12 protein-coding genes and 1 pseudogene are annotated in these 12,047 nt (G+C 40.4%); 10 read left to right on the top strand and 3 right to left on the bottom strand.

Annotation, left to right across the window (positions count from 1 at the left end):
• Positions 1 to 141: 141 nt before the first annotated feature.
• Positions 142 to 480 carry a DUF5665 domain-containing protein gene (locus LMF89_RS17345; protein WP_229536160.1) on the top strand — a complete coding sequence of 113 codons (339 nt, stop codon included), beginning with the start codon at positions 142 to 144 and terminating at the stop codon, positions 478 to 480.
• Positions 481 to 518: 38 nt separating this feature from the next.
• On the opposite strand, the gene LMF89_RS17350 is transcribed toward LMF89_RS17345, so the two are convergent.
• On the bottom strand, positions 519 to 701 hold the full coding sequence (locus tag LMF89_RS17350) for a hypothetical protein (protein WP_229536161.1): 183 nt from the start codon (positions 699 to 701) through the stop codon (positions 519 to 521).
• A gap of 145 nt (positions 702 to 846) precedes the next feature.
• On the bottom strand, positions 847 to 1,332 hold the full coding sequence (locus LMF89_RS17355; RefSeq protein ID WP_229536162.1) for a sigma 54-interacting transcriptional regulator: 486 nt from the start codon (positions 1,330 to 1,332) through the stop codon (positions 847 to 849).
• A 666-nt stretch (positions 1,333 to 1,998) separates the two neighbouring features.
• Between LMF89_RS17355 and LMF89_RS17360 the strand changes: the two genes are divergently transcribed.
• From LMF89_RS17360 to LMF89_RS17385, 6 genes are all read left to right on the top strand, one after another.
• Positions 1,999 to 3,966: an OPT family oligopeptide transporter gene (locus LMF89_RS17360; RefSeq protein ID WP_229536163.1), complete on the top strand. Its 1,968-nt coding sequence runs from the start codon at positions 1,999 to 2,001 to the stop codon at positions 3,964 to 3,966.
• Between the two features lie 86 nt (positions 3,967 to 4,052).
• Entirely contained in the window at positions 4,053 to 5,045 is a 993-nt protein-coding gene (locus LMF89_RS17365) for an asparaginase (protein WP_229536164.1), read from the top strand.
• A gap of 478 nt (positions 5,046 to 5,523) precedes the next feature.
• The gene (locus LMF89_RS17370) at positions 5,524 to 6,057 is read left to right on the top strand and encodes a CHASE domain-containing protein (protein WP_229536165.1); all 534 of its coding nucleotides are present in this window, start codon (positions 5,524 to 5,526) and stop codon (positions 6,055 to 6,057) included.
• Between the two features lie 40 nt (positions 6,058 to 6,097).
• Positions 6,098 to 6,298 (top strand): hypothetical protein, encoded by a 201-nt coding sequence (locus tag LMF89_RS17375; protein ID WP_229536166.1) that lies wholly within the window; start codon positions 6,098 to 6,100, stop codon positions 6,296 to 6,298.
• A 92-nt stretch (positions 6,299 to 6,390) separates the two neighbouring features.
• On the top strand, positions 6,391 to 6,690 hold the full coding sequence (locus LMF89_RS17380; protein WP_229536167.1) for a diguanylate cyclase domain-containing protein: 300 nt from the start codon (positions 6,391 to 6,393) through the stop codon (positions 6,688 to 6,690).
• Entirely contained in the window at positions 6,668 to 8,014 is a 1,347-nt protein-coding gene (locus tag LMF89_RS17385) for a PAS domain S-box protein (RefSeq protein ID WP_229536168.1), read from the top strand. Before LMF89_RS17380 ends, LMF89_RS17385 begins: the two co-directional genes overlap by 23 nt.
• 41 nt (positions 8,015 to 8,055) lie before the next feature.
• On the opposite strand, the pseudogene LMF89_RS17390 reads toward LMF89_RS17385, so the two are convergent.
• Positions 8,056 to 8,361: pseudogene (locus tag LMF89_RS17390) on the bottom strand (DeoR/GlpR family DNA-binding transcription regulator); the annotation flags it as partial.
• 43 nt (positions 8,362 to 8,404) lie between these two features.
• Between LMF89_RS17390 and rhaB the strand changes: the two are divergent.
• From rhaB to rhaD, 3 genes are read left to right on the top strand one after another with little or no spacing between them, the layout of a single operon-like run.
• The gene (gene rhaB / locus LMF89_RS17395) at positions 8,405 to 9,868 is read left to right on the top strand and encodes a rhamnulokinase (protein WP_229536169.1); all 1,464 of its coding nucleotides are present in this window, start codon (positions 8,405 to 8,407) and stop codon (positions 9,866 to 9,868) included.
• Positions 9,869 to 9,916: 48 nt separating this feature from the next.
• On the top strand, positions 9,917 to 11,170 hold the full coding sequence (gene rhaA, locus LMF89_RS17400; protein ID WP_229536170.1) for an L-rhamnose isomerase: 1,254 nt from the start codon (positions 9,917 to 9,919) through the stop codon (positions 11,168 to 11,170).
• 35 nt (positions 11,171 to 11,205) lie between these two features.
• Positions 11,206 to 12,036, top strand: coding sequence for a rhamnulose-1-phosphate aldolase (rhaD, locus tag LMF89_RS17405; RefSeq protein ID WP_229536171.1), 831 nt, complete (start codon positions 11,206 to 11,208; stop codon positions 12,034 to 12,036).
• Positions 12,037 to 12,047: the final 11 nt, after the last annotated feature.

The following is a 12,047-nucleotide window of genomic DNA, read 5'->3' on the forward strand; positions in this document are numbered from 1 at the left end:
AAAATACCCTATAGGGTAGACTTTTTTTAGTGTCTACTCTATAGGGTACATTTTAAAGAGAAATCAGTATGAATTTTATAGGATTGAATTTATAATAAATGTAATATAAATAGATACGATGGATGGTAAGGGGGGAAAGACATGGAATTGAAGAAAGGGAATGTGCCTTTAGTAAGTCCAGAGATCGAAAAGATGGATCTGGTGAATCGGGCAGAATCTTGTGCTATTACATTACAAAAATTGGTACATCATTTAGAAGCCATGCGCATTGCTGAGTATTTAGAAATGTTAGAAAAACCCAAGAAAATCATTATAAATAATTTTCTGGCAGGGATTGCACGAGGGTTGGGGATGGCTGTAGGAGCCAGCGTAATTTTTGCTATCACAATTGAAATGCTGCGAAGGTTTGTATTTTTTAATATGTTTGGACTGGGAAGCTTCATGGCAGAGTTTATGAAAATAATTGATGCACAAAAGTAAAATTATTGCAAGACCTGGCTTTGATGGGCAGGGAAAGGTTATGATAAGATGGAGTTTCCTTTCAGCCAAGTAACAAATTGCTGACCTTTTGCAGTCAGGCAGCTGCCCCGTCTGCCAACTTGTGAATCAACTAGATCCATCTCACCGAATATCGATAAGAATCGTCTAATTTCACTTTCTGTAATATTCATTACAGAATCAGCACATTTTGCTTCAATCATTTCCTCCCTGCCCCTGAAGGGCAGCCAGAGAGGATGGAAAGTACCAGATAGACTTTTTCTTTATCACAATGGGTAGATAGCAGTTAATGGCTATGAAAGGATACATGGAGCGAGGAGAAGCTGCATGGATGGAATGGGCGATCAATTATTTGCCTGTTCCGCTTTCTCCTGTAATCAGTACAGTATGATTTGTGGGTGAGAGCTGCTTAGCAAAATTGATGCAGTCTTTCATTCTAGGTGATTTTGTTTGGATATTTGCAAAGGTATAACGAGTCACCAGGCCATTGTCGCGTAACTTCTTTGATAAGCTCTTTTCTAAGTGGCGTATATAGGTTACTTCCTGAAAATTGTAATAAGTCCCAGCAGGTTCACCAAAATATTCAATTTTACTGCTGCTTACTAATAAAGATCGGTCTTTGAATTGTATTAATTCATCAATGATACTCTGATCTGAATTTTGGAGAGATCTATTAGGTAGAACATGAGAAAAATTTTTCCCGATTATATTATCGGTGATATCAAATATTTGGCTGAATTTCTTATTGTACAGTAAAATAAAATTATCTTTGTCGGTAAGTAAGATTGCATCATGAGAAAGGTTGACAACCGTATCAAGCTGCGTATTTTTCATAAAAAGTTCTTTATAATGGCTCTTAATGCCGATATCCACTGTGACAATGGTATCGGAGTATTTGATAAGGCGCTTGCTGGTCTCTTGCGTATCCAAATTGAAATAATTTAATATGGATAGAAATGTAGAGATATCGATATAGCGATGGCCTACGTCGATCACTTTTTGATGTGGGGTGGAACGGTGTTGGCTTCTCCTAGGGTGATTGCAATATTGATAGCAGGATACTCCTGTTTCGGATCGTAGGAGATAAGATTTAGATGGGTAATGCCGAGTTGACACAAAAAAGCGATTGCTTCGCTGGTGGTTTCTGGTGAATTTTTTTTATATTTTTTTTAAATATTAGAATGTAAGGCTTCTGGATAACAACTTTTACACATATTAATTGTAAATGTAGCACGAAGACTTTTTTTGGCACAATCTTTGCAGTTAGAGTAAGCGTTAAGCGTGGACATAAGGCATTCGTAAAGAAGGCTGGGCGTTCGCTCCAGTTACATCCTAGCAATTCCCAAGTTAACCGCGCTAATTTGTATTTATAGAAAATAGGAGTTTAAGGTGTAGTCTTATTGCTATGACAAGGAGGAGGAGAGAAAGTAGTACATGTAAAGCTGACTTAAGAATGAAGTACTTAGAAAAGTAACTGCAAATTTATCAAGGAGGCGTATTATGTCTGAACAGAAAAGCAACGTTACTCCAATGGGAACACCTATGTCCCCTGATAAAGAGTATCAGGAAATTAATTCATATGTTGTCTTTTGGGGGTTATTCTATGCCGCTATTTTTGCCCTAGCAGTTGGTTATCTGTGCCTGAAGATCGGGCAAACGGTAGATGCCTTTGCTCCTGTGTCAGTAATGGCCATGGGCATGGCGGTCATGCTTAAACGTAAAAATGCCTTCCCGGAAAACGTCCATATTCAAGCCATCGCTAGCGCTGGTACGAATGGTTTGGGAGGTGCCATGTTTATTCTACCGGCCTTTTACATCCTAGGAAATAACAGTCTCAGCTACTTTCAAATGGCTGTACCAATTATCCTTGGCGGTCTACTTGGCGTTTTGATTGCTGCTATATTCCGCCGCTATTTTTGTGAAGAAATGCATCATGCCTATCCCTTCCCAGCTGGACGGGCAGCGGCAGAAGTTTTAACCTCTGGAGAAGGCAGTAAAGCTAAACTCATGTTATTCAGTGGCGCAATTGCTCTCATTTATGATTTTATCCTCAGCAGCCTTGGATGGTGGCAGGAAGTGATTTCTAGCACCGCTTTTAGCTGGGGGCAGCAGTTAGCAGATAAAGCCAAACTGACCTTCAGTTTAGACAACGAATCGGCACTGCTGGGGATTGGCTTTTTCACTGGGCTAAGATATGCCGCAATCATCACTGCTGGTTCATTCTTTTCTTGGTTTGTCTGTATTCCAGTCATTTATTTCTTGGCAGGCGACCATCACATGCTAGTCAAAGGCCAAGACATCTTGCTGGCTAATGCTCCCATCAGTGCGGTATTTCGTGAGTATGTACGCCACATTGGCATTGGCATGCTGGCCATGGCGGGCATTATCGGACTTTTATCCATGTCTAACGTTGTAGGCAATGTGGCAAAAACCGTTGTGAGCGGTTTGCTTAAAAGAAATAGCGAAACACAACAAGCCTTACAGCGCACCCAAAAAGATATTCCCATGCCCCTTATTGTGAGCGGCATCGTTCTTGTCATTCTGCTATTCACAATGTTTTTCCATACCTTTTTCTCCCAAAGTATCCTGCAAACAGTGCTAGCACTGGTGATTGTTGTAGTTTTCTCCTTCTTATTCTCTGTGGTTGGCATAAGCTCGATCGCTTTTACTGGCACTGAGCCGGTTTCTGGTATGACTATTTTCATGATTATCGTCTCTGCGCTAATTTTGGGTAGTACTGGAATGCATGGCGATGTAGGTATTACAGCAATTTTGATGATGTCGGCTTTCCTTTGCACTGCTTTGGGTGTAGCGGGGAACTTCATGTCAGAGCTTAAGGTGGCTCACCTACTGGGAGCAACCCCGCGTAAAATGCAGCAGTGGCAATTGGTTTCTGCTACGCTGGCAGCTGTTTTGTCTATAGGAGTTCTTATATTGCTCAACCAGGCCTATGGCTTTGTCGGGCAAGGTGCTTTACCAGCACCTCAAGCCAACGCTATGGCGGTTATTGTCAAACCCTTAATGGAAGGCGGCTCGGCTCACTGGCCGCTCTATTTGGCAGGAGGCTTCTTTGCTGTCATTCTCTGGATGGTTAAAGTTCCGCCATTGGCTTTTGCTCTTGGTGCTTATCTGCCGATGGAAATTAATTTACCACTTTTAGTTGGCGGTCTGATTTCCCACTTTGTCTCTCATAGCAGCAAAAACGAACTTCTAAATGCTTTGCGTCTAAACAAAGGGGAAACGATTGCCTCCGGTTTCATAGCAGGTGGTGCTATCGGCAGTCTTATTAGTGCCGTATTGCGTATAATGGGATTTGATTATTTTCTGGAAGTGTGGGTAGAAACACCTGCGGCTACCTACCTGGGCGTTTTTGTCTATCTGCTGCTTTGTACCTTACTCTATAAAGTAGCCATGAGTGCTAAAGCGAGATCCAGCGATACTCCTTTAACTAAGTCAGTAAGCAGCTGATCAATTCCAAGGTCTAACATCCATCTCCTAAATAGACTAGGGATCATTGATTTTAATTGTAAAAATATTTGCAAGGGAGAAGAACCATGAAAAAAAATATTGTAATTATCGGTACAGGAGGTACCATCGCTGGTAAGGCTTCCTCTGCAGCGGAAACATTGCATTATACTTCGGCAATCCTATCTATAAATAGTCTGATTCAAGAAATTCCAGAAATACATAGGACTGCTCATGTTACTGGAGAGCAGCTATCGCAAATTGACAGCTGCGATATGACTTATGATATATGGCTGCAATTAGCAGCACGTGTTAATGAACTTTTAGCATTCAATGAAGTGGATGGAATCGTTATTACTCATGGCACTGATACGCTGGAGGAAACAGCTTATTTTTTAAATTTGGTAGTACAAAGCCAAAAACCAGTAGTGCTGGTTGGTGCTATGCGGCCTGTTACTGCCATGAGTGCTGATGGTCCAATGAATCTTTATAATGCAGTTACTCTTGCAGCCAATGATAAATCCATTGGCAAAGGCGTGCTGGTTGCTCTAAATGATACGATGAATTGCAGCCGCGAAGTTACCAAAACAAATACAATGCTGCAGGATAGTTTTCAAGCTCCGGATTTGGGATATCTAGGTTATATACAGGGTGGAATTCCTTATTTTTATCGGCTTCCAGCACGGAGGCATACAATATGCTCAGAATTTGATTGTAGAGGAATTACTGATCTGCCTAAAGTTGAAATTATTTACGGTTATGTTGATAGTAGTCCGATCATAGCAGAAGCCGCAGTAAAAGCTGGGGCAAAAGGGATTGTTTATGCCGGATTAGGCAATGGGAATATGTCCCACAGCATAAGAGAAGGACTCATCAATATTGAAAAACAAGGTGTTGTTATTGTTAGGAGTACCCGTGTAAGCAGCGGCATTGTGACCCGCAATGGAGCGATACATGATGATGAATATCATTTTGTCGTATCCGATACCTTAAGTCCGCAAAAAGCCAGAATACTTCTTATGCTGGCTTTGCTTACCACCAATGATCCCGTGGAGATACAAAGAATGTTTTGGGAGTATTAGGATTTATAAGTTTTAGGGGGAACGTTGAACCGCAGAGAACACAGAGTACGCAGAGAACAGTGAGAGAGCATTTTTATCTTCTCCATCTTTCTCTGTGTTCTCTGCGCCTCTGTGGTTCCTTTTTCGTTTTATAGGAAACTGGTCGTTGCAAAAAGATGTTTTGTGTCGAGGAATGTCTATAGGGGATAGTTAAAACGCTTTTTGTTAGATCATTATTATCCGGTGGATAATGGATAATAATTACATAGTGTTATATTGTTATAGAGAGAAGACTATATTTAAGTATGGGCTTTAGACAAGAGGAAATAGTATTCTTTAGATTGCCTTGCTGCTGTCTTACAAAAAAGGAGAATGGAGCGATGTTTCCTTTTATGCAGACAGATGTAATATCCAGTAAGAAGCAGGATTTGATGCAAAGTATCAAGCAGCTATACAATATAATAAATGAATATTTGCAAAGTAGGTGAAGGAGGAGAAAATGAAAGAATTTTATTATGATACTACAACTCCTTTACGCAGAAATTATATATTGTCCAGTCCCCTGGTCATCGCGGTCATAGTCTTTTTCCTGGCCGCTGCTTTTGCGACCTGGATCATTTGGCAGCTGGAGCAAGATCGTCTTAAAATTTCCAGAGTGCGTGCCTATGAGATAGCAAGTGGCTATGCAGATGCAATTAGACACGCCAACGAGAGCAGTTTTGCCATTACCTATGCATTAGCAGCGTTGGTTCGTCAGGGAAAGGGCACGATTCCCCATTTTCATGATGTAGCAAGCCAAATGCTGTTGTTGTATCCTGGGGTAGACTCACTGCAGTTGGCTCCTGGGGGAGTTGTGCAGCAAATCGAACCTCTTTCTGGCAATGAAAAAGCCATAGGGCACGATCTGATAAACGACGAAACGCGGTCTGTCGAAGCAATTTTGGCTCGTGATAGCGGACAGCTAACCTTCGCGGGACCTTTCAAAATGCTTCAAGGTCCCTTTGGCGGGGTAGGGCGTTTGCCAGTATCTTAAGGATGAAATGGGCAATTCATATTTTTGGGGATTTGTTAACGTGGTACTTCGTTTTCCTGAGATACTTGAATCTGCTCACCTTTCCCAACTGGAAATGCAAGGCTTTGCCTATGAATTGTGGCGTGTCCATCCAGATACAGGGCAAAAAGAGGTTATTGCTGGATCTACAGATGCTTTAGCAGGGGAACCTGTAGAAAGAATTGTGAAGGTGTCTAACATAATGTGGATACTTAGTTTGTAGCTCCCACTAATGGCTGGGGTGATCCCTATGGACTGTATCTAAAGATGATGCAGGGGCTGATCTTTAGTATATTAGTGGCATGGGTGGCCAAGTTGATCATTGACTTGAAACGACACAAGGCGGAGCTAGAATGTCTTGCCTTTTTTGATACGTTAACAGGTCTTCCCAATCGACGTTTATTATATGACCGTCTTAACCAGGCTATCGCCCAGAGTAAGCGAGATAAGAAAATTGTGGCTGTCTGTTACTTAGACCTGGATAATTTTAAATTGATCAATGATACCTTAGGCCATGAGAGTGGTGATTGTTTGCTAATCGAGGTAACGAAGCGTTTTAGATCCTGCACGGCATTTAACTTGGCAGACGAGTATGATTGCTTCAGGCGATTTTAATCAGCGTATTGATTTTATGGGGGATTTTTCTGCATCCTTTAACATTATGATACAACGGTTAAAACAAGCAGAAGAAAACGAAAAAAAATATATGTCCGAATTAAAGAAGCGTGAGGCGCAGCTTAAGGAAAGTGAGCAAAAGTATCGACTCATCGCTAAGAATATGGACGACATGATCGTACTTATGGATGATGATATGAAGGTTATCTACTGCAGTCCATCCATTGAGAGATTATTAGGCTATACGGCAGCGGACTTTATTGAACTATCTTTAACGGAGCAAGTACTGCCTTTTATTGGTATACAATTAGGCAAGATGGCTGGGCAAGATGGGGGAGATCCCTCTGTGCTTATGGAAGTAGAGCAGCAGCGTAAAGATGGAGAAATCATTTGGCTGGAATCTTTAATGAGTACCGCTAAGGATGAAGAGGGGCAGAATATGGGATTTCTTTGTGTAATCAGAAATATTACCCAAAGAAAACTGGTGGAAAATGATTTGCAGCAATCCTATGAGCGAAGGTTAAAAAATGATTTCTTTACGAAACTTTTAAATGGTGATATCGAAATTGAGTCGGATGTTTACAATCATGCTTATCGATTAGGAATTCAGCTTCCTAATCATTTTTCGTTATATTTTCTGAGTATTGATGATAGTGGCAGTTTTCTTAGTGAAGTCAATGCATTGGAGCAGAGACAAAAAAATATGGATGTGCTGATTGATCAGCTTACGAATCAAGAGGCTACGATTGCCTGGGAAGTGCCTGAAGGTATTGGCATATTGAGTGCTATGTGTGATTCTTCTTACCATAAAACAAAAGAGATACAATTGGCAGAATCCTACATTGACCTTGTAGCATTATCTTTTCCTGGCTTACAAGCTCATATTGGTATAGCCGACTATTTTGATTCGTTAACACACGTCGCCCTTCGATTTAAGCATGCCCAATCAGCAGTGCGCATTGGTAAGAGGATTTGGAATCAGCATAAGGTGTATCATTTTGACGATTGTGGTGCTTATCAAGTCTTAATTCCTTTTGCTGATTCAGATGAATCTGAGGTATTTGTTAAGAAAACATTAGGACCTTTACTTGAATATGATCAGAGAAATCAAACTGAATTAGTTGATACATTGGAGAAGATTTTGTCGGGGCTTAGCTTGAAGGAAGTTGGCAAACAGACGTTTTTTCATTATAAAACCATTCAAAATAGAAAGCAAAGGATAGAAAACATATTGAATGTATCACTTGATTCAGCAGAGGTACGTATGATGCTTAGGACAGCGATACATCTTCTAAAAATTGTTCAGGTCAAGGCCGATCTTTAAATTATAAAGACCAGCACCGGCAGGGTGCTGGTCTTTATAATTTAATAAATGACCTTGACATTATGTGTATTAAAAAGTTCCAGCCAATTAGGATCTGGTTCTTGGTCAGTAACAATATAGTCAATATCACTAAAGTCAAATAACTTTATAAAACCGGTTTTATTGAATTTCGTATGGTCAACAAGTAAAATGACCATTTCGGCTTGTTTGATCATTCTTCTTTTAAATTCGCTTTCTGGTTCATTTGATTCCATAATTCCGTTATCGAAGGATAAACCTTTGCAGCTCATTATGGCCATATTCACATAATAATTCTGCAATGCATTTTGAGCGACTGATCCCACTAAGGCAAGGGAATGAGCCCATGCCGCAAATTAAAGGATGGTGCTGATGAAAAAGCATATTGCAGTGGACATCGGAGCCTCAAGTGGGCGCTTAGTAGTAGGGACCTATGAGAATGGAAAGATTTTTTTGAAGGAAATTTATCGCTTTCCTAATGGAATTGAAGAGCGGAATGACAATTATTTTTGGAATATTGAAAAATTAATAGCAGAAATGATCAATGGCCTGGAAGCAGCAAAAAAGGAAGGCATTAATGAATGCACCTTAGGTATTGATACCTGGGGCGTGGATTATGCATTGATCGATGTGGCTAGTAATCGAATTCAGGAAATCTATGCTTATCGTGATGAGCGGACTCAATCGGCCATTCAAAATGTGAAAAAACAAAAATCTTTAAAAGACATTTACAAAAAGATAGGAATCCAGTTTTTAAGTTTCAATACTTTATTCCAGTTGTATGTGCATGATAAAAAAGAGTTGGCGAAAGCACATAAAATACTATTGGTGCCAGATTATTTATATTATCGTTTATCAAGTAAGTTAATTAGTGAAAAAACCAATGCTTCTACCACGCAATTGTTAAATCTGGAAACAAAAGATTATGATGAAGAGTTGCTACAGTTGATTGGTGTGAAACGCGAGCAGTTTGAAACTCTGACGGAACCTGGAGAATCCTTGGGACCCATTAAGGAATCCATCAGGAAAAAATACGATATACCCCAATGTGAATTCATTTGTGTAGCAACTCATGACACTGCTTCTGCTGTTCTTGGGGTCCCAGGTACGGAGAAAAACTTTGCTTATCTTTGCAGCGGGACTTGGTCATTGATGGGTGTGGAAAATAAGTCTCCTATAGCGAATGAACAATCCTATAATATGAATTATACAAATGAGTGGGGCGCTTATGGCACCTATCGTTTTCTAAAGAATATTATGGGGCTTTGGCTCATTCAAGAAGTCCGTCGTCAGCTTGAAAAGGAGTATTCTTTTGCAGACCTTGTTACGGAAGCGAAGAAAATAAAGCCCTTCCAATTTCTAATTGATTGTAATGACGAGTGTTTTCTAAAACCTGAAAATATGGTGACCGAAGTGCAGCGTTATTGCCAAAAATCGGGACAATTGGTGCCACAAACAGCGGGAGAACTTGCACGATGCATTTTTGACAGTCTCGCATTAATGTATCGCAAGACGCTAAAAGAACTTACTTTGCTGAATGAATATCCGATTCATTCTCTGCATGTAGTTGGTGGCGGGGTACAAAATGAACTGCTTTGCCAACTCACAGCTGATGTTGCAGAAATTCCCGTTATTGCAGGTCCCATTGAATCGACTGCCCTTGGCAATATTATTGTGCAAATGATTAGTTGTGGTGAACTCGCGAATCTGGCAGAAGCGCGAAAAGTGATTAGGGAGTCTTTTCCAATTAAAACCTATCAGCCTGCTCCCATTCATCAGCTTGACGAAATCGATGAGCAGTTTACGCAGCTAACCTCTGGCACCTTAGGCGGATAAAAGGCAGAGAAAATAGTTACATATTATGCAAAATAGGAGGAAGTCAAAATGAGTACTGAAGTACAAAATCAGTATCAAGCTGCAAAAGCCCTTTATAACGAACTGGGAATTGATGTAGACAAAGTACTAGAAAAATTAAGCCAAGTGAAAATTTCCATACATTGCTGGCAGGGAGATGATGTTCACGGATTCTTAAGAAATGAAGAATTATCCGGAGGCATTTCCGTGACGGGTAACTATCCAGGAGCCGCTCGCACTCCTCAGGAGCTTCGCTGCGATTTAGAAAAAGCTCTTTCCATGATTCCAGGAAAGCATAAAGTTAATTTACATGCTATTTATGCAGATACAAAAGAAAAGGTAGATTTAGATCAATTAGAGCCGAGACATTTTCAGACTTGGGTAGAATGGGCAAAAAAGCAGGGACTGGGTCTGGACTTTAATCCAACTTGTTTTTCTCATCCTAAATTTCAAGATGGATTTAGTATTAGTCACCCCAATCCTGAGATTCAGGAGTTCTGGATCAAACACTGCAAGGTATCGCGCAAAATAGCAGAATATTTCGGCAAAGAACTGCAGCAGACCTGTGTCACTAATTTTTGGTTTCCCGATGGTTTCAAGGATGTGCCCATTGATCGTATGGCACCTAGAAAACGGATGAAAGAAGCCCTTGATGAAGTATTTGCAGAAAAAATAGATTCTCAATTTAATGTGGATGCAGTAGAAAGTAAACTTTTCGGTATCGGATCCGAAAGTTACGTAGTTGGTTCTCATGAATTCTGCATGAGTTATGCTCTTAAAAATAATAAAGCCATTTGTTTGGATGCAGGACATTTCCATCCGACGGAAACCATTTCGAATAAACTTTCAGCGATAGCATTATTTGATACGGAGATTTTATTGCATGTGAGCCGTCCTGTACGCTGGGATAGTGATCATGTTGTCATTATGGATGATGAATTGCAAGAAATCGCCAAAGAATTGGTACGCAATCATTTATTGGGTAAAGTACATATTGGATTAGACTACTTTGATGCCAGTATCAATCGCATTGCTGCATGGGTCATTGGCGCGCGTAATATGATTAAGGCGCTGCTTCGTGCCATGCTGGAGCCGACAGATAGGCTGAAAAAGGCAGAAGTAACAGCTGATTTTACGACTCGCCTGGCAATTTTAGAAGAACTAAAATCCTATCCATTTGGTGCGATTTGGGATTACTATTGTCAACAAAATCATGTTCCAGTACGAGAAGCCTGGCTCACAGAAGTGAAACAATATGAGGCAGAGGTATTGCAGAAACGGTAATTGATGCGCGTAAAAGAGTAATGGGAGGAATGGATATGAGTTTCATGATTGAGCATGAGATCCCTTTTGTAAGAGAGATGATGGAAGTTACCCGGAACCTGTGGGAAATGGGATGGGGCGAACGCAATGGCGGGAATATTAGTTATCTGCTTCAGGAAGATATCGTAAAACAATACATAAATGTGCTGGATATAGAACGCAGTGTTGTTTTGCCTTTTCCCGTTCCAGAATTGGCGGGGAAATACTTTATTGTGACGGGGACGGGAAAATATTTTAAGAATGTAGTAATGAATCCAGAGGAAAATTTGGGCGTGATTCGAGTTGAGAGCGATGGAAATGGAATTGAAATCCTATGGGGTTATAAAGACGGCAGTTTGCCGACGAGTGAGTTAGCAGCACATTTTATGAGTCATATTGAACGTTTGAAGAAAGATGAAAATCACCGTATTATTATGCATACCCATGCAACCAATGTATTGGCGATGACCTTTGTACATGATCTTGACGAAAAGAAATTCACGAAAACCCTATGGCAAATGTGTACCGAATGCTTAGTGGTTTTTCCCGATGGCATAGGGGTCATCCCATGGATTGTTCCAGGGACCAACGAAATTGGCAAGAGTACAGCTCAAAAAATGAAAGATTTTCGTTTAGTAATCTGGCCACAGCATGGAATTTTCGGTGCAGGTACAACCATAGATGAAACCTTTGGTTTGATTGAAACGGTTGAAAAAGCAGCGCAAATCTATATGTTAATTAGCTCTCATCAAGGCGGAGTGCAGCAAAGTCTTACTGATCAGAAATTAATTGATTTAGCAAAAGAATTTGGCGTGAAACCAGTAGCTGGAGTATTAGATATTCGGTAAGTACTCTTAAT

It is taken from the genome of Pelosinus baikalensis, assembly GCF_020819555.1.
GTDB classification, from domain to species: Bacteria; Bacillota; Negativicutes; order DSM-13327; family DSM-13327; genus Pelosinus; species Pelosinus baikalensis.

What these genes read in the sequence shown, in the direction of transcription:
- LMF89_RS17345 (WP_229536160.1), top strand. Translation starts at nt 142, where the DNA reads ATGGAATTGAAGAAAGGGAATGTGCCTTTAGTAAGTCCAGAGATCGAA.
- LMF89_RS17350 (WP_229536161.1), bottom strand. Translation starts at nt 701, where the DNA reads ATGATTGAAGCAAAATGTGCTGATTCTGTAATGAATATTACAGAAAGT.
- LMF89_RS17355 (WP_229536162.1), bottom strand. Translation starts at nt 1,332, where the DNA reads ATGAAAAATACGCAGCTTGATACGGTTGTCAACCTTTCTCATGATGCA.
- LMF89_RS17360 (WP_229536163.1), top strand. Translation starts at nt 1,999, where the DNA reads ATGTCTGAACAGAAAAGCAACGTTACTCCAATGGGAACACCTATGTCC.
- LMF89_RS17365 (WP_229536164.1), top strand. Translation starts at nt 4,053, where the DNA reads ATGAAAAAAAATATTGTAATTATCGGTACAGGAGGTACCATCGCTGGT.
- LMF89_RS17370 (WP_229536165.1), top strand. Translation starts at nt 5,524, where the DNA reads ATGAAAGAATTTTATTATGATACTACAACTCCTTTACGCAGAAATTAT.
- LMF89_RS17385 (WP_229536168.1), top strand. Translation starts at nt 6,668, where the DNA reads ATGATTGCTTCAGGCGATTTTAATCAGCGTATTGATTTTATGGGGGAT.
- rhaB (WP_229536169.1), top strand. Translation starts at nt 8,405, where the DNA reads ATGAAAAAGCATATTGCAGTGGACATCGGAGCCTCAAGTGGGCGCTTA.
- rhaA (WP_229536170.1), top strand. Translation starts at nt 9,917, where the DNA reads ATGAGTACTGAAGTACAAAATCAGTATCAAGCTGCAAAAGCCCTTTAT.
- rhaD (WP_229536171.1), top strand. Translation starts at nt 11,206, where the DNA reads ATGAGTTTCATGATTGAGCATGAGATCCCTTTTGTAAGAGAGATGATG.